Origin of the sequence: Arthrobacter echini, from assembly GCF_008107445.1 — a bacterium.
Taxonomy (GTDB): Bacteria; Actinomycetota; Actinomycetes; order Actinomycetales; family Micrococcaceae; genus Arthrobacter_D; species Arthrobacter_D echini_A.
On sequence record NZ_VSLD01000001.1, the window covers coordinates 391466 to 409082 of the forward strand.

15 protein-coding genes are annotated in these 17617 nt (G+C 70.2%); 7 read left to right on the top strand and 8 right to left on the bottom strand.

Annotated features, from left to right (window positions below):
* Positions 1 to 125: 125 nt before the first annotated feature.
* The 4 genes from FQ377_RS01840 to ssd are packed head-to-tail and all read right to left on the bottom strand — an operon-like array spanning position 126 to position 3959.
* The gene (locus tag FQ377_RS01840) at positions 126 to 761 is read right to left on the bottom strand and encodes a type II secretion system F family protein (protein ID WP_148599533.1); all 636 of its coding nucleotides are present in this window, start codon (positions 759 to 761) and stop codon (positions 126 to 128) included.
* The gene (locus FQ377_RS01845; protein WP_148599534.1) at positions 761 to 1552 is read right to left on the bottom strand and encodes a type II secretion system F family protein; all 792 of its coding nucleotides are present in this window, start codon (positions 1550 to 1552) and stop codon (positions 761 to 763) included. Before FQ377_RS01845 ends, FQ377_RS01840 begins: the two co-directional genes overlap by 1 nt.
* Complete coding sequence (locus FQ377_RS01850; RefSeq protein ID WP_148599535.1) at positions 1549 to 2895, bottom strand: TadA family conjugal transfer-associated ATPase; 1347 nt, start codon at positions 2893 to 2895, stop codon at positions 1549 to 1551. The genes FQ377_RS01845 and FQ377_RS01850 overlap by 4 nt, the downstream gene beginning before the upstream one ends.
* Positions 2892 to 3959 (bottom strand): septum site-determining protein Ssd, encoded by a 1068-nt coding sequence (ssd, locus tag FQ377_RS01855; RefSeq protein ID WP_187393220.1) that lies wholly within the window; start codon positions 3957 to 3959, stop codon positions 2892 to 2894. The genes FQ377_RS01850 and ssd overlap by 4 nt, the downstream gene beginning before the upstream one ends.
* Positions 3960 to 4065: 106 nt before the next feature.
* On the opposite strand from ssd, the gene FQ377_RS01860 reads away from it, so the two are divergent.
* A complete protein-coding gene (locus tag FQ377_RS01860; RefSeq protein ID WP_148599537.1) occupies positions 4066 to 5760 on the top strand; it encodes a bifunctional 3'-5' exonuclease/DNA polymerase in 1695 nt (564 codons plus the stop codon).
* A 129-nt stretch (positions 5761 to 5889) separates the two neighbouring features.
* The gene (locus tag FQ377_RS01865) at positions 5890 to 7374 is read left to right on the top strand and encodes a WXG100-like domain-containing protein (protein ID WP_148599538.1); all 1485 of its coding nucleotides are present in this window, start codon (positions 5890 to 5892) and stop codon (positions 7372 to 7374) included.
* Here FQ377_RS01865 and FQ377_RS01870 read toward each other — a convergent pair.
* From FQ377_RS01870 to FQ377_RS01880, 3 genes are read right to left on the bottom strand one after another with little or no spacing between them, the layout of a single operon-like run.
* A complete protein-coding gene (locus FQ377_RS01870; protein WP_148599539.1) occupies positions 7286 to 7969 on the bottom strand; it encodes an NUDIX hydrolase in 684 nt (227 codons plus the stop codon). The two genes, FQ377_RS01865 and FQ377_RS01870, sit on opposite strands and share 89 nt — an antisense overlap.
* A gap of 51 nt (positions 7970 to 8020) precedes the next feature.
* A complete protein-coding gene (gene nth, locus FQ377_RS01875; protein WP_187393221.1) occupies positions 8021 to 8842 on the bottom strand; it encodes an endonuclease III in 822 nt (273 codons plus the stop codon).
* 56 nt (positions 8843 to 8898) lie between these two features.
* Positions 8899 to 10419: a hypothetical protein gene (locus FQ377_RS01880; protein ID WP_222861820.1), complete on the bottom strand. Its 1521-nt coding sequence runs from the start codon at positions 10417 to 10419 to the stop codon at positions 8899 to 8901.
* A gap of 197 nt (positions 10420 to 10616) precedes the next feature.
* Here FQ377_RS01880 and acs point away from each other — a divergent pair, with 197 nt between their 5' ends.
* Complete coding sequence (gene acs, locus FQ377_RS01885; protein WP_148599541.1) at positions 10617 to 12575, top strand: acetate--CoA ligase; 1959 nt, start codon at positions 10617 to 10619, stop codon at positions 12573 to 12575.
* Between the two features lie 66 nt (positions 12576 to 12641).
* Here acs and FQ377_RS01890 read toward each other — a convergent pair whose 3' ends face one another.
* Entirely contained in the window at positions 12642 to 13064 is a 423-nt protein-coding gene (locus tag FQ377_RS01890) for an organic hydroperoxide resistance protein (protein ID WP_148599542.1), read from the bottom strand.
* 116 nt (positions 13065 to 13180) lie between these two features.
* Between FQ377_RS01890 and FQ377_RS01895 the strand changes: the two genes are divergently transcribed.
* The 4 genes from FQ377_RS01895 (at position 13181) to FQ377_RS01910 (ending at position 17614) form a co-directional block, all read left to right on the top strand.
* On the top strand, positions 13181 to 13762 hold the full coding sequence (locus FQ377_RS01895; RefSeq protein WP_148599543.1) for a TetR/AcrR family transcriptional regulator: 582 nt from the start codon (positions 13181 to 13183) through the stop codon (positions 13760 to 13762).
* A 105-nt stretch (positions 13763 to 13867) separates the two neighbouring features.
* Positions 13868 to 15193, top strand: coding sequence for an MFS transporter (locus FQ377_RS01900; protein WP_262364210.1), 1326 nt, complete (start codon positions 13868 to 13870; stop codon positions 15191 to 15193).
* A 7-nt stretch (positions 15194 to 15200) separates the two neighbouring features.
* Entirely contained in the window at positions 15201 to 15671 is a 471-nt protein-coding gene (gene aroQ, locus FQ377_RS01905; RefSeq protein WP_148599544.1) for a type II 3-dehydroquinate dehydratase, read from the top strand.
* A gap of 65 nt (positions 15672 to 15736) precedes the next feature.
* Positions 15737 to 17614, top strand: a complete 1878-nt coding sequence (locus tag FQ377_RS01910; RefSeq protein WP_148599545.1) for a dipeptide ABC transporter ATP-binding protein — start codon at positions 15737 to 15739, stop codon at positions 17612 to 17614.
* Positions 17615 to 17617 lie beyond the last annotated feature (3 nt).

The window sequence follows — 17617 nt, forward strand, 5'->3', positions numbered from 1 at the left end:
TCTCGACGAAAGTACCAACGTCCGCTGGACTGAGCCACAATGTGTCGATTCATCCGACGGAAGCGCGCGAATGCGGCCCGCTGGTGTCCCTCCCGGTCCGCCGGCGAGGCGGGGCAGGCCACGGGCTAGAGCGCGGGCAGCAGACCCAGCACCACGGGAACGACCCCCAGGCAGATGAACGCCGGTAGTGAGCACAGACCCAGCGGGAGCACGAGCTGGACGCCGAGGGCTGCGGCCCTGCGCTCAGTGGCCCGGTTGTGCCGCCGTCGCAGCTGCGCGGCGTGAGCATGAAGCAGAGCCGCCGACGGAGCTCCCGTGGACGTCGCGAAGCGCAGACCCTGACGGACCTCGGCCAGGCAGTCCTCCCTCCGGCCTTCCCGCAACACCCGCTGTCGCCGGCCGCCGCGTCCGAAATAGGGTCCGGGCGCGCTGCCCTCCACCGCGTTTGCCGTCCGGGCCGTGTCCCAAGCGGTGTCCCAGGACGCTCCGAGTGTTCGAGCCGCATGGACCCGCAGCAGAGCGGCACCGATATCGGCCTCACAGGATGCTGCGACGATGGCCACGGCGCGCTCCACAGACGCTCCGACGGACAGCATTGCGGCCAGCAGGTCGAGGATCATCGGCGCGTGGCGAGTGCCGCCATCCGCCACCCGCGCCGCGTAGGGGTTGCCCTGCGGCCCGGAGTACCCGGAGCGCCCCGAGGATGCGCCCAGCAGGACAGCGGCGACGGCCAGCAACCCACCGACGAGTACTCCCGTCATCACGGAGGCGCACCGGCAGCACGGCGGACCAGCTTCCGGGACCAGATCCGCGACAGCAGCATGAGCAGGAGTCCGCTCACCAGAGCCAGACGTCCCAGCGGGGACCCCACCAGAATGCAGAGCGGATCGACTCCCAGGGCGAATCCGAGGACCACGCCGACCGCCGGCAGCCAACTGAGGAGGACCACCGTGGCCCGAGGCCCGGCAAGAGCCGTATCCCGGGCCGAGACGCCGTCCAGATGGGCGTCGAGCTGCACGGCATACTGCTCGAGGATCGCCGCAAGTGGTGCACCGCTGCGCTCGGACACGCCAAGACAGGCGGCAAGCTCCACCCACATCCGCTCCACCTGGGCCACTGCCTCCGCGTCTCCGGGCCCACCTCGCGCAGCCACGCGCTCCCGGCCCAGGACCTCCGGAATGCCGAGTCCGAGCTCGGCAGCCCGTCGCGCCGAGGTGAGGACGGGTAGGACCAGTGCGGAGAACGCACCGGTGTCTGCTCGATAGAGCTGCTCCATGTCCTTCCAGAGCAGCTGCGGAGCCCGGCCCGCCCGGAGCAGGCCGGCGAGCTGATGCACGAAGAGCGTCAGCTCATAGAGGTCCACCCGGCGGCTCTTCGCGGTCCTGGGCACGACGACATCCCCGGCGAGGATCCCGAGCCACGATGTCCGCCGCTCCTCCGGTTGGCTCCTCGCCCGCAGCCTGCGGGAACTCCCCCTGGCGCCAGCCGTCACCGCCGGAGCCCAGAGGGCACACGCCGCCGAGAGCAGGCCGGCGACGAGGAGGGCCGTCATGGTCGTGTCCCGGATGACGTCGGCCGGGACACGACCGGGCCGGATCCACACTTCACAGGGTGTGCCTGCCCTGCGACGGGCTCGCACCAGCCCACCCGGGCGGTGAAGTCGCTCCAGCCGTCCGCGGGTCGACACTCCTCGCCCGTGTCGAGAAGGACAGGCCGGACGACCAGTCCCCTGCCGTCCACGAGTTCCAGGAGACCGATGCTCTCCACGCGCCGTCCGCGCTCGGTCCGCACGAGGTGCACCACGACGTCGAGGGCGGTGGAGGCCTGCAGTGCCAGAACCTCGGGTACCAGACCGGCGAGAGCTGCCAGCGCACTGAGCCGCGCGGGGACGGCCCCGGCCGAGTTGGCGTGGATCGTTCCTCCGCCGCCGTCGTGCCCCGTGTTCATGGCTGCCAGCAGCTCGCGCACCTCCGCGCCCCGGCACTCCCCCACCACGAGGCGATCCGGTCTCATCCTCAGCGCCTGGCGCACCAGCTCGGTGAGGTCGAACACCCCCGCACCCTCGAGATTGCCGTACCGGGACTGGAGACCGAGGGCGTGGGGGTGGTCGGGATTCAGTTCCGCGGCGTCCTCCACCAGGACGATGCGCTCCTGAGGGTCGGCCAGACCGAGCAGCGCCGACAGGAGCGTGGTCTTCCCCGTCCCCGTGGCGCCGCTCACGAGGAAGTTCAGACGCCGGCGCATGATCAGCCTCAGCGCCTCGGCCATCAGGTGTGAGACCGTACCGCCGTCGACCAGCTCCGCCAGCGAGAACGCACGGTCCCGCCTGATCCTGATGGACAGCAGTGTTCCCGCGGTCGAGACGGGTGGCAGGACGGCGTGCACCCGCAACCCTTCGAGGCGGACGTCGACGGCCGGGCACCCGTCGTCGAGGCGCCTGCCACCTGCCGCGACGAGGCGGACGGCGAGGGAACGCACCTGCTCCTCGGTCTCGAAGACCCGGCCGATCCGGCGCAGCCCTCCGGCTCCGTCGATCCAGACGTCGTCCGGTCCGTTGACGAGGATGTCCGTGATGCTGTCCTCGGCCAGGAGGTGCTCGAGCGGACCCAGCCCCGCGAGTTCAGCGCGCACGCGATCCAGGGCCGTGAGCGTACCCTCGGAGCCGAGAAGCCTGCCGCTGGAGCCCACGGCGTCCGCGAAGGCCGCGCCCGTCGCCTGGACCGTCCCGGCGAGCACAGCCCGGCGAACGGAGTCGACCAGCGAGGGATCTCCGACTCCGGCCGGTGGTGCATGGCCCTCGTTCTGGATCCAAGGCTCACTGTCCTGCCGGGACCGTCCCAGGGCAGCACGCCGCTGGCGTCGCGTCGGACCACCCGACGCGTTCCCCTCGCTCATGCCGTCGGCTCCACGACCGACACCACGTCCGCCACGAGCTTCCGGGCTCGCCATGGAAGTCTCGCCGAGAGCAGCTGCCCGGCGGCCTCGCTCGCGGCTGCACCTCGGACGTGGGGCAGATACGGCAGAGGGCCCGCCTGACCCAGGAGGTCGGCGACGAGCCAGGTGTCCAGGCCGTCGGTCACCGGGCCGCGCAGCACGGCGGTGACGGGAAGAAAGGAGTGCGTCCGGAGCACGCTCCTGGCAGCGGCGACGCCGCGCGGACGCGAGGGGAGCAGCAGGACGAGCTGGTCGCAGGCTGATGCCAGTCCCGATCTGCTGCCGGTGCCGAGGTCGATGAACGTCAGTCCGAAGGCACTCCGCGCCGCATCGAGGACCGCGGGAGCCGACTCCATTCCGTCATCCGGTGCCAGTGGTGCGTCCTCCGGCCCCGAGTCGTGGGACAGTACGGAGACGTCACCCTCCGCGGGCAGGGCGGCCACGAGCTGTTCGGCGTTCAGGGTGCCTCGGATCTCCTGGAGATCGCGCCACCGGACGCCCGGACGATCCTCCGTCCCGAGGGCGAGATCCAGTCCGCCGGCATCCGGCTGTCCATCGACCAGCAGTGTCCGCCGCCCGTGTCTCGCCGCGTGGCGGGCGCACCAGGCGGTGACGGTGGTGACCCCGCATCCACCGACCGCTCCGAGGACACCGACGACCCGCCCGCTCGCCGCGGGAGCAAGACGGCGTCCGAGATGCTCGGCGAGCCAGCCCGCGCCCTGCGGCAGGATGACCACGCGCGACGACGCCAGGGCGGCCGCGCTCCTCCAGGCCCCGGCGTCGTCCTCCGCGGAGCCCACCACGATGACGTCATGCACACCCGCACGCCCGCCGGCAGCCTGCTCGTGACCGACGAGCAGCACCAGCGGATCGAGCGGCACCGCTTCGGCGAAGCTGGCCGTGAGGACGGGTTGGACTCCCGCTGCCGCACACGCCCTCGCCACCTGGTCCTGCACGAACTGCGACCCACCCGCGAGCACCACGGGACGCCGTCGTCCGTCCGGTGTCCACGTCTGCTGCGCCATGCCTCCACCTTCTCGGCGGCATCCGTCGCCCCCGCGACGGACGGAAGCTATGTGGACAATCTCCGCCGATTGCAGGAATGACACCGCCACCGCGGACAATATCCCCATGTACATGGCCGTGGCACCCGCGCCGTCTGGCTCCGACCGTGGTGCCGCCGTGATCCTGCAGCCCCTCGCTGCCGACGCCCGACCCGACGGCGAGCGCATTCTCGTGGAGCGGACGGAGCTCGCAGCCGCCGTCGCCCGGGCGGAGACCCGGCGTCCCCGCTGGGTCTGGCAGGGCACCCGCCTCTGGTACCCGGAGCTGCTGACCGCGGGGGTGGACGTGGAGCGGTGCTGGGACCTGTCCCTGACGCGCTCCATCCTCGCCCGCTCGCAGTCGTGCCGCTCCTCGCGGTACATCGACGCGCTGCGTATCGAAGCGCTGACGGACCAGGCCGCCGACCTGCCCCGGACGCTCCTGCCCCGTCCCGCGTCGCCGGACCAGGAGTCCCTGTTCGACGCGCCCCAGCGGGCCTCCGGTCCGTCCCTGGACGACGTCGTCGAGGAGCTCGCCGCCCAGCTGGCGGCCGTCGCCGCAGCCGAGGGGTCCCAGCGCCTCGCACTCCTCGTCGCCGCCGAGTCCGCAGGCGCCCTCATCGCCACCGAGATGGAGCACTTCGGCCTGCCGTGGCGCCGTGACGTCCACGAGGACCTGCTCGAGCGGAATCTCGGCCCGCGCCCGCCCGAGGGGAGCCGCCCCGTGGAGCTCGAGCGACTCGCCGACGAGCTGCGCACCACCCTGCAGGCTCCCGGGCTCAACCCCGACTCGCCCCAGGAGCTGCTGCGAGCCCTGCACCGCGCCGGGATCGACGTCAGGACCACGCGGTCCTGGGAGCTCGAACGCCAGCAGCACCCGGCCATCGGGCCGCTCCTGGCCTACAAGAAGCTTTCGCGGCTGCTGACGGCGAACGGCTGGACGTGGCTGGACGCCTGGATCAGGGACGGGCGCTTCCGGCCGGAGTACGTGGTGGGCGGCGTGGTCTCGGGGCGATGGGCGTCCCGCGGCGGCGGGGCGCTGCAGATACCCCACCAGGTGCGCGACGCCGTGCGGCCCGACGACGGGCACGTGTTCGTCGTCGCCGATGCCGCGCAGCTCGAGCCCCGGGTGCTGGCCGCCCTCGGCCGTGACCCCGCTCTTGCCACCGCAGCCCGCGGCAGGGATCTCTACCAGGGCATCGCCGACCAGGGCTTCGACGGTGATCGGGCGAAGGCCAAGCTCGCCATGCTCGGGGCCATGTACGGAGCCACCAGCGGCGAGGCAGGACGTTTGATGCCGCAGCTCTCCCGCGCCTATCCGCGCGCCATGGGCGTCGTGGAGGCGGCCGCCAGGGCTGGGGAATCGGGTGCGGGCGTATCGAGCCATCTGGGCCGGGGCTGCCCTCCGGCAACGGAGGAATGGCACACCGGCCAACGCTCGACGACGGCCGAGGAACAGCGCGGCGCCGAGGCCTCGGCCCGGGCCCGTGGACGTTTCACGCGGAACTTCGTGGTGCAGGCCTCCGCGGCGGAGTGGGCCCTGTGCTGGCTCGCCGAGATCCGGCGACGACTCGACGCGAGCTCGATCGCGGACCCCCGCAGCCGCATCGCCTTCTTCCTGCACGACGAGGTGGTGCTGCACGTCCCCGCCGCGCGCGCCGTCGAGGCGGAGGGCATCCTCGGCGACGCCGCCCGGGCCGCCAGCCGACTGATGTTCGGCGACATCCCGCTCGAGTTCTCGATCACCACCATCACCGTCGCCTCCTACGCCGACGCCAAATAGGTACCTCGACACGGGCACCTCGGCGTCGTCACGGCCGACGGCCGTCCTTGTCCACAACGGGGTACGAGCGGGTCTGCCGCGTCGGGGCCCGTTCTACGGTGGCGGCAGGAACGGGGAGAGGTGGAGCGCGTGGGCGTCCTGAGGGTCGATACCGACCGGCACATCGAGGCGGCAATCCTCGAATCCATTGCGGGCCGGCGGATCGCCGACGCCGCTCACCTCGCGGAGAGCAGCCTGCAGCACACCTCGGGGATGGCCGGCTGGGCCGCGGTGGGCGCCGAATGGGCCGCGTCCTACGATCCTGCGGCCTCCGAGGTCCTCCGGGCCTGCCACGACCTCGCGCTCGCATCATCCGATACAGCGCTGGCACTGACACTTGCCGCCGGTCGGTACATCAGTGCCGAACACGTGGCGTCCATGGGTTTGAGCCGGTTCTTCACACCTCCGACGCCGGCTGCCGTGGAGGAGGGCGCAGGCACACGGATCCCCTCCGCCGGAGCCCCCAACCCCGGGTGGCCGCCGCCCTCGTGGGACATCATCGCCGGTATTGCCGGCGTCATCTGGCCTGCCGGTGACCCGGATCTCCTCGCCAGTGCCGCTGCGGCGTGGGCGGCGCTCGCCGACGACATCCGGGCGGCGATCGACGGGCCGGGCGCGGAGGCAGCGTTCGCCGTCCGGTGCCTGCAGTCCGAGGATCTGGCGCTCTTCCGGGAGCGCAGCACGGTGATCCGAGAATCCGGCCGGCTGATCGCACAGGCCTCGCGGGACATCGCGGCAGGGTGCGAGGAACTCGCAACAGCCGTGCGGACGGCGCACCAGGAGCTGGTCGACGAGACGGAGGGCTTCGTGCTCGAGTGCGCGGCCCTCGCCGCCGTCGGCGTCGCGCTCAGCCTCGTGACGCTTGGTGGATCGGCGGCCGTCACCACGCTCGTCGGTGCCGCGAGGACGGCACAGATGGTGGCCAGGGTGCACGGGGTGATCTCGCGGCTCGCCCTCCTGGCCCGGACCCGCGCCGTCGCCACGAGACTGTCCGGCGCCACCCGCATGACGGCGGGCCTGAGGACGCCGGCCTGCCCCATCACGTCGATGCGATCGGCACCTGGGTGGACCCGGCAGTCGGCCCCGTTCGCGGGTGCCCGTGCCTCGACGGGCCGCCCCTCCCGGCTCGCGCCCGCCGCGCGGGTCCTCCGACCGGTCGGCTCGGCAGGCCTGAAGCTCCTCGATTCCCGGGCCGTCTCCGTCGCACTCTCGAGCCCGGCTTCCCTCGTCCGCGGCCGGCTGTCGCTCCCTGCGCGCAGGATGGTCGTGGGACCGGGCGCCGTGGGTGGCAGCGCGTCCGACCAGGTCTTCGCCCTGCTGCGGAGCAAGGGCCTGGGCTCGTCCGTCCTTCCCGCAGCCGAGGCCGCAGTGAGGACCCGGGACCGGATCGAGACCGCACGTGGACTCGTCGCCCTGCCCGGAGCGCTGAAGGACCGCTACGGTGCGGTCGTGGTCGACGCCGGCCCCGTCCGCTCCCCGGGCCGGCTCACAGGGGTGCGGGCATCTCCCGGGCCCGGTCCCACGATCGGGTCCAGCCCAGTTCGTCGAACATCTCGTCCAGCAGCATCGCCGTGAATCCCCAGATCACCGCGTCTTTCGTGAGGAAAGCGGGTGTCCTGCTGACGAACCCGTCGCGGCGGACGACGGCCGTCCTGCGGTAGGAGGGGTCGAGCAGCCTGCTGACCGGACATCGGAAGACCAGCTCGGATTCAGCGGGGTCCATCGCGCGGACGGGGGACTGCTCGGACCACCAGCCGAGGACGGGCGTGACGATGTAGTTGCTGACGGGCAGCCCTACCGCCGGGAGCATACCGAGGATCTCGATGCCGTTCGGGTCGAGCCCCGTCTCCTCCTCGGCCTCACGCAGGGCTGCCGCGCCCTCGTCGGCGTCATCGGCGTCGATGGCTCCCCCCGGGAAGGCCACCTGCCCGGGATGGTTGGAGAGCGAGCTCGCACGGACCACGAAGAGGATGTCGAGGTCATCGGGTCGCGCCTCCAGGGGCGCTCGTGCCGGGCCACCACCGTGGTCGCCCAGAAGGATCAGGACCGCCGCCCGGCGGCTCCTGGCCGGATCGAAGCGTGCGAATTGCCAGCCGTCGGGGCGCTCCTTCGCCGTCCGCGCGGGGTCCATGGACCCCACCCACGCCACCAGCTCGGAGTAGGCGGTCATGTCCGTGTCCGCACAGCACGCAAGTGCACGGACGCGGCGGAGGCCAGCAGGTCAGGCACCCAGACCGTACCCGGCGTCGCGCAGTTCCATGCGGGTGCGCCCTGCCCGCATGAGTTCGAGCAGGTCCTCGCGCCCGGGCGACAGTTCGTACTTGAGCAGTTTCGCGGCACGGACCGGATCCGTCTCACCCTCCCCGTAGGAGGGGCAGAGCGCTGCGATGGGGCATGCCCCGCACGCGGGTTTCTTCGCGTGGCAGACGCGCCGCCCGTGGAAGATCACCCGATGCGAGAGCATGGTGTGATCCTTGCGCTCGAAGAGCTCCGCGACGTCCTGCTCCACCTTCACCGGGTCGGCGGAGGCCGTCCAGCCGAAGCGGCGGGCGAGGCGCCCGAAATGCGTGTCGACGGAGATGCCGGGGATGCCGAAGGCGTTCCCGAGGACCACGTTGGCGGTCTTCCTCCCCACACCGGGGAGCGTGACCAGATCCTCCAGCCGATTCGGTACTACCGCATCGAACTCGTCGACGAGCCTCCGGGACAGTGCCAGAAGACTGGTGGCCTTCGCCCGGTAGAACCCGGTGGGTCGGATGAGCTCCTGCAGTTCGGCCTCCTGCGCCTCCGACAGGGCCCGGGCATCGGGATAGCGCTCGAACAGGGCACCGGTGGTGAGATTGACCCGCACGTCGGTGGTCTGCGCGGACAGCACGGTGGCCACCAGGAGCTCGAACGGATTCCGGAAGTCGAGTTCGGCCACCGCGTAGGGGTACGTCTCGGCCAGCACCCGGTGGATCTTCCTGGCGCGACGCTTCAGGGCCACCGGCGACACCCCGGTCCGCGCGGAATCCCCCGGACCGCCCGCTGTCCTATCTGCCACGCACGTCTCCTCCCCCGACGAATCCACCGCTCCTGCTTCGCTGGTACCCGGGCGGATCAGTCGCGCGGTGCGCGCTCGATGTTCCGCAGGTCCTGCAGGATCCCGACCATGCCGGTGCGCTTGTCCTGGACCAGGAACTCGTTGCCCCGATCCTCGATGCCCACTTCCCAGTCACCGGGTTCGAGGATGAAGAGCTCACGCCCCGACTGCTCGTCCAGCACCGGGCGCGGCGAACCGACCGCGAACCAGAAGGCCTCGACGACGGGCTCCTCGTCCTGTGCGGAGCGGGTCGCCGTGATGGTCTCCCGGCGGTCGCTCTCCTCCGCCGCATCCTCCAGCGGACCGGAGCCGTTCTCTTGCACCTCCGGTCCGTCGACGTCGATGACGCCGTCCGATCCGGTCTCGTCCACCGGTGTCACCGGAGTCACCGGCGACCGCGTCGTGGAGGTGGCACCATCGGCGGCAGCCGCCGCATCAGTGTCCGACGCGGCGTCACCCACGGCGTCCGACATGTCGGTGCCGGTCGCAGCAGGCGCCACGAGGTCGTCGCCTCCGGTGTCACGCACCACCGCGTGGGAACCCTCGGCGGTGGCTCTCGGCTTCTGCCCGGCGGAATCGGATCCGGTGGCACCCCGTCCTGTGGAGTCCGTTCCGCCGAAGTCCGCCTCCTCCGATGCAAGGCCGGACTGACCCGAGGCCGCGACTCCTGCACCGACGGCTCCGGCCGCCCCTGCCCCGTACAGACCGGCGCCGTTCTGCCGTGGGATGGCCACGGCCGGGTTGATCCCGTTCCGGTGGTCCGGCTCGGCGCCGATCGACGCATCGTCTCCGAGCACCGGCGAGGAGGTGCTGTGATCGTCCGAAGAGGTATCGCTCCGGACCTCGGACACGGACTCGAGGGAGGCCTTCGGCGGCTTCGCGGGGCGCTCCCGCGCGGCGGTCACCGGCCGGGCGAGGCGGTGGGCCGGCACTTCCGGACGGTCGAGGAAGTCATTCCTGATGACGGGCAGATAGGGCCCGACGACGGTCGTGGCGATCAGCGCCAGGGAACCGATCAGCCCCAGGAGCGACCCGAGTCCGAAGACCGTGACGGTCTGCAGGAAGAAGTAGCTGGCAGCGAGCACCGCGGTCACGGAGGCGAACTGGTCGACCGACAGGGACCCGACCCGCAACCCGGACCTGCCCGTGCGGCGCCCGACGAGGAGTGCGCATGCCGCGACGGGAAGCAGGATCCCGATACCGATGTAGAACAGGGGCGCGGTGTTCCAGAAGTTGACGTAGCCGAGCGCACCGCCGATGAACGGCAGCAGTGTTCCGACGAACATGACCAGGACCCCACCGCCGAACACCACCTCGCGCAGGGTGAAGGGACCCAGGAGTGCTCTGCTCGGGCCGGTCGCGCCATTCTCGTCAGGCTCGGCTGCCCCGGGATCACCCCGGTCGTCGTCGGCTACCGGCGCAGGGGCGCCTGGTTCTCCCGTGAATGCCTGGCTCATGGTGTACTCCCGTTCGTTGCACGTCTTACCGCCGGCCCGCAGCACATCCCGGCGTCGGTCTCCTGCGTCCACCCTAGCCACCGGCTGTCCCCTTCTCCACCGGTGACTGAGCTTCGCCGCTCGTCGCACAATCCCCGCAACTCGGCTAACCCTGTGACGCGGGGCACACGCACCGCCCGTCGGAGTGGATAGTGTTCCTCTGGAGCACGCTCGGGTGCGGCGTATCGTCGTACCACCGACCGTCCCGTTCGTCAGTGATACGCATAGAGGGGTAGACCATGAACGCCGAGAACCCAGGCGACGCCTTCGAGAACCTGCTGCGCGAGAACCGCCGCTTCCCGCCCAGCGAGGACTTCGCGGCGAACGCCGTGGCCCAGCAGTCGCTCTACGACGACGCCCAGGAGCAGGGCGTGGAGTTCTGGGCCACCCAGGCGAGGGAGCTCCTCACCTGGGAGCAGGATTTCACCCAGACACTCGACTGGTCGGACGCACCGTTCGCGAAGTGGTTCGTGGGCGGGACGGTGAATGCCGCGTACAACGCCCTCGACCGCCATGTCGAGGCCGGTCTCGGAGACCGCGTGGCCATCCACTTCGAGGGTGAACCAGGGGACACCAGGACCATCACCTACGCCGAGTTGACGCAGGAGGTGAAGAAGGCTGCCAACGCCTTCGAGTCCCTCGGCGTGGAGAAGGGCGATCGCGTGGCCGTCTACCTGCCGATGATCCCCGAGGCGGTGATCACCATGCTCGCCTGCGCCCGTATCGGGGCCGTGCACTCCGTGGTCTTCGGCGGCTTCTCGGCCGATGCCCTCCGCAGCCGCATCGACGACGCCGAAGCCAAACTCGTGGTGACCTCGGACGGCACCTACCGGCGCGGCAAGCCCAGCGCCCTCAAGCCCGCCGTCGACGGCGCCCTCGAGAAGGAGGGCCACACCGTCACGAGCGTGGTCGTGGTGCGGCGCAACAACGAACCGGTCGAGTGGACCGACGGGCGCGATCTCTGGTGGCACGACGTCGTCGACAACGCATCGGAGGAGCACACCGCGGTGGCGCACGACTCCGAGCACCCACTGTTCATCCTCTACACCTCCGGCACCACGGGGAAACCCAAGGGCATCCTGCACACCACCGGCGGGTACCTCACGCAGACGGCGTTCACGCACCTGAACACGTTCGACCTCCGACCGGAGACCGACGTCTTCTGGTGCACGGCCGACATCGGCTGGGTCACGGGGCACAGCTATGTCGCCTACGCACCGCTCATCAACGGCGCAACCCAGCTCATGTACGAGGGAACACCCGACACCCCGCACCAGGGCCGCTGGTGGGAGCTGATCGAGAAGTACAAAGTGTCCATCCTGTACACGGCGCCGACCGCGATCCGGACATTCATGAAATGGGGTCGAGACATCCCGCAGAAGTACGACCTCTCCTCGATCCGCGTGCTCGGTTCGGTGGGTGAACCCATCAACCCGGAGGCGTGGATGTGGTACCGGGAGGTCATCGGCGGCGGAAGCGCACCCGTCGTCGACACCTGGTGGCAGACGGAGACCGGTGCGCACATGATCGCACCGATGCCCGGCGTCACGGCCACCAAGCCGGGCTCCGCTCAGGTCGCCGTGCCCGGGATCGCCGTGGACGTGGTCGACGAGATGGGAGAGTCCGTCCCGGCCGGCTCGGGCGGGTACCTCGTCATCCGCGAGCCCTGGCCGGCCATGCTCCGCGGCATCTGGGGCGATCCGGAGCGCTTCAAGGAGACCTACTGGTCGCGCTTCGACGCCATGTACTTCGCCGGCGACGGCGCCAAGAAGGACGACGACGGCGATCTGTGGCTCCTCGGCCGCGTGGACGACGTCATGAACATCTCCGGCCACCGGCTCTCGACCACGGAGATCGAGTCGGCGCTGGTCAGCCATCCGTCCGTGGCCGAGGCCGCCGTCGTCGGCGCGACCGACGACACCACGGGTGAGGCGGTGGTGGCCTTCGTGATCCTGCGCGGCTCGGCGAAGGACGACGACGACATCGTCACCACTCTGCGCACCCACGTGGGCAAGGAGATCGGCCCGATCGCCAAGCCGCGGAACATCCTGGTGGTCCCGGAACTGCCGAAGACCCGCAGCGGCAAGATCATGCGTCGTCTGCTCAAGGATGTCGCGGAGGGTCGGGAGGTCGGAGACTCGTCCACGCTGTCCGATCCGACGATCATGCAGCAGATCGCGGTCTCCCTGCGGAAGTGACTCGAGGCCACACAGGGAAGGCCCCCGCTGCTGCGGGGGCCTTCCCTGTGTCTCGCGGGCGGAGAGTCAGCCGATGGTGGCGTCGACCGTGACCTCGATGTTGCCGCGCGTCGCGTTGGAGTAGGGGCACACCTGGTGCGCCTGCTCCACGAGGCTGTCGGCGGTCTCCTGATCCACTCCGCCGATCTCGGCGTGGAGCGCGACCTCGAGCTTGAAACCGCCCTCCTCGGTGGGGTTGATCCCGACCTCGGCGGTGACCGCGGAGTCGCTGATCCTGGCCTTGCTGCGGCCGGCCACGAGCTTCAGCGCGCTGTGGAAGCAGGCGGCATACCCGAGGGCGAAGAGCTGCTCCGGATTCGAGGCGCCACCGGCCCCACCCATCTCCTTGGGCACGGCCAGATCGACGACGAGGCCGCCGTCGTCCGTGCGGGTCTCACCGTTGCGACCGTCGCCGGTCGCCGTGGCCACTGCCGTGTAGAGAGCGCTCATGAGTGTCGATCCTTCCGTTGTGGGTGCCTTCCGGCTCCCGATGTCCCATGTAGACTAACTAGTAACTCTACCTCGATCAAATCCTGCTCACCCACACCGATCCCTCCAGGAGCTTGATGACCACCGCCCCGCCGGTCCGCGAGCGCATCCTCGCCTCGGCCACCCGCCTGTTCGAGTCGACGAGCATCCGCGCCGTCAGCGCCGATCGCATCGTCGACGACGTCGGCACCACCAAGGTCACGTTCTACCGGTACTTCCCCACCAAGGACCACCTCGTGGTGGCCTATCTCGACAGCCACCTCCTCCAACTGCAGGATGCTGTCCGGCAGGCGCGTACCGACGGTACCGACGCGTGCGGGATCCTCCTCCTCATGGCCGAGGTCAATCACAGTGCTGCGTGCCGTCCCGGCTTCCGCGGCTGCATCTTCAACAACGCCGCCGCCGAGTACCCGATGCCCGATCACCCGGTGCGCCGTGCGGTCGGGCGGTATCGCACCTGGCTGCACGATGCGGTCTCCGGACTGCTCACCGACCTCGGCGTGGACGAGCCTGCTGCAATCGCCGCCCAACTGATCACACTGCGCGACGGCGCCATGGTCGCCGGCTCCCTGGACACCCCCGGCACCGTGGCCGATGTGCTGCTCCCGGCGGGTCGCACCATCATCGCGGCCCATCGAGGCGGGCCGCTGCCCGCCTGAGCACGGGCGGGCCGACCGTCGGCGCTCGGGCCGGCCATACACCGGACGGTGTGACGTTGCTCCTGAAAGTCGGCCGGGCGAAACAGGCGAGAGGACAATATCAGCGTGTCCACAACAGCGCAGCAGCCCACCGCCTCATCCCCGCGCATGGCCCGCCGGGTGGCCGGCGCCTCCTTCGTCGGTACGGCCCTCGAGTCCTACGATTTCTACGTGTTCGGCACAGCGGCGGCGCTGGTGTTCAGCACGGTCTTCTTCCCCGAGCAGGATCCGCTCGTCGGAACCCTCTCGGCCTTCCTGGTCTTCTCGATGGGATTCGTGGCCCGCCCACTCGGCGCCATCCTCTTCGGCCACCTCGGGGACAGGATCGGCCGCAAGCGCACTTTGATCCTGACGATCACCGTCATGGGACTGGCGACCGGGACGGTGGGCCTGCTGCCCGACTACGCCACCATCGGTGTCTGGGCCCCGATCATCCTCACACTGCTGAGGCTGCTGCAGGGCCTGTCCCTCGGCGGGGAGTGGGGTGGGTCCATTCTGATCGCCACCGAGCACGCCGATCCTCGCAAGCGCGCCCTGTATGCGTCGATCCCCCAGCTCGGCTCCCCCGTGGGCACCATGCTCGTCTCCGCCGTCTTCCTGATCTTCACGATCGCCGCTCCGGACGCCATGACCACCTGGGGCTGGCGTGTCCCGTTCCTGCTCGCCTTCCCGTTCCTCGCCGTCGCGATCTACCTGCGGGTGGCGATCGACGAGACTCCCGTGTTCCGGAGGACCAGCCAGGCGAAGGCGCTCTCCAGGGTTCCCTTCCTCGAGGTCCTGAAATCCCAGCCGGTCGCCATCGTGGTGGCCATCGCCTCCGCGGTCCTCGGCGTCGGCTCCTACTTCCTGCTGGTGACCTACACGCAGGGCTACGGCACAGCCACCCTCGGCCTGTCGCAGGAGGCGGTGCTCAACGCCGCCCTGGTCGGCTCCCTCCTGCAGCTCGTCACCATCCCCGCCTTCGGCTACCTGGCCATGCGCATCGGCTCGGCGAAAGTGGTGGCCGGCGGGGCCATCGGCACGGCCCTGATCGCGTTCCCGCTGTACTGGGTGATCAGCATCGCCACCGAGCCCGTGTACATCGCGGCGATCATCCTCGGCGGGATCCTCCCCACGGCCAGCTGGGCTGCGCTCGGCGGGCTCATGGCCGACATCTTCAAACCGGCGACGGCGTTCACGGCGCTGTCCTTCGCCTACAGCATCGCGGCGATCATCGCGGGCTTCGCGCCGTCGATCACGCAGAAGTTCGGCATTGCCACCAACGGTGCCTGGTGGCACCCCGGCGTCGTCCTCGCAACGATGAGTCTCGTGACCCTCATCGGCGCGCTGGGCGCCGTGTCCCTGCGCTCACGAGCGGCGTATCCCGTGGACGTCCCCAGCCGTACGGCATAGTTGGGGCATGGCTCCCGCGCGCATCCTCCTGATCAACGGACCGAACCTGAATCTGCTCGGGAGCAGGGAACCGGCCGTATACGGCACGGCGACGCTCGACGACGTCGTCCGCCTCGCCTCGGACGCCGCTGAAGCCCACGGCTGCACGACGACGGCGATGCAGTCCAATCACGAGGGCACGATCATCGACGCCATCCACGCTGCGCGGACGACCGCGGACGGCATCGTGATCAACGCCGGAGCCCTCACCCACACGTCCATCGCGATCCGTGACGCCCTCGTCGGCGTCGGGCTCCCGGTGGTCGAGGTCCACATCAGCAACGTCCACCGGCGGGAGGAGTTCCGGCACCACTCCTACCTCTCGGCGGTAGCGGACGCCGTGATCGTCGGCGCCGGGGTCGACGGCTACCGCCTCGCGATCGACCACCTCGCCCGAAAGCTGCAGACACGGCAGCCGCACGAGGAATCGGGACGCTGAGCCGCGCTCTACTTCAGGACACGCCGCGCACGCCGTACGGTCCGCGCATAGGGCACGATGGTGGCATGACGGACATCACTCCCGCGGGACGTGCAGCGGACCAGCCCGAGAACCCGGACGCGCCCCTGCTCGAGGTGCGGGATCTGGAGGTGGCCTTCCGGACCACGCACGGCGAGGTCCGCGCCGTCGAGAACGCGGGCTTCACGCTCCGGCGTGGGAGCGCGCTCGCGATCGTCGGAGAGTCAGGATCGGGCAAGTCCACGACGGCCATGGCGTGCATCGGGCTGCTGCCCGCGAACGGCAGGGTCAAGAGCGGCAGCATCCTGTTCGAGGGCCAGGACCTGGTGCAGCTGCCGGAGGCGAGGATGCGCTCCATCCGCGGCCGGGCGATCGGCCTGGTTCCGCAGGATCCGATGTCCAATCTGAATCCGGTGACGAAGATCGGGACGCAGGTCGGCGAGACCCTCCTGGTCCACGGCATGGCCACGAAGAAGAACGTCAAGCAGCGCGTCATCGAGGTCCTGACCGCTGCAGGACTGCCGGACGCCGGGGAGCGCGCCAAACAGTACCCGCACGAGTTCTCGGGTGGTATGCGACAGCGCGCACTCATCGCGATCGGCCTGGCCTGCCAGCCCCGCCTGCTCATCGCCGACGAGCCGACGTCGGCCCTGGACGTGACGGTGCAGCGCACCATCCTCGACCAGATCGACTCGATGACGGAGCAGCTCGGCACCTCCGTGCTGCTGATCACGCACGATCTCGGCCTGGCTGCCGAGCGAGCATCCCAGCTCGTGGTGATGCACCGCGGCCGCGTGGTGGAGACCGGGCCCGCCGAGCAGCTGCTCAACGATCCGCAGCACCCCTACACCCAGTCGCTCGTCCGTGCGGCCCCCAGCGTGGCTGCAGTCCGCCTGCGCCCCGGCGCGTTCACCGTCGACGCCGCCACGCGGCAGAAGCTGGCCGAGGAGTCCTTCGCGGAGCACGAGGCCGGGCGCACTCGGCACCGCGACGCCACCGCCGCGCAGCCCGACATCACGCACGAGGCCCCGCAGGACGGCGTCGGGAACGGTCGCGGCGGAGCACACGCGGCATCGTCGGACGGTTCGACCCCGCCGCAGGCCGGGCAGGGGCGGGAGGTGGTTTCCACGAACATCGTGGAGCTCCGCGAGCTCACGAAGGTCTACAAGCGCAGGGGCAGCAAGGACGACTTCTACGCGGTCAAGGACGTCACGCTCGATGTCCCGCGCGGCCAGACCGTCGCCATCGTCGGCGAGTCCGGGTCCGGCAAGACCACGACGGCGCGCATGCTGTTGAAGCTGATCGAACCGACGTCGGGCACCATGATGTTCGACGGCATGGATGTCGCCTCGCTCGACAAGACGCAGCTGAACGACTTCCGCCAGCGGGTGCAGCCCATCTTCCAGGACCCGTACTCGTCGCTGAATCCCATGTTCACGATCGAGCGGATCGTCGAGGAGCCCCTCAACGCCTACAGGCGGGGGTCCAAGAAGGAGCGCGCTGCGAGGGTTCGGGAACTGATGGACCAGGTCTCCCTGCCGCAGAATGCGCTCCGGCGCTATCCCGCAGAGCTCTCCGGGGGGCAGCGGCAGCGTGTGGCGATCGCCCGCGCGCTGGCCCTGAAGCCCGAACTGATCGTGTGCGACGAGCCCGTGTCGGCACTCGACGTCCTGGTGCAGGCGCAGATCCTCAAGCTCCTGGGTGACCTGCAGTCCGAGCTGGGCCTGAGCTATCTGTTCATCTCGCACGATCTCGCGGTGGTGCGCCTCATCTCGGACTACGTCTGCGTCATGAAGGACGGGGAGCTGGTGGAGGCGGCCAGCTCGGAGGAGGTCTTCCAGAATCCGCGACATCCCTACACGCGCAAACTCCTCGCCTCGATCCCCGGGAACGAGCTCGAGATCGACGAGGACCTCGCCTCGTAGGCC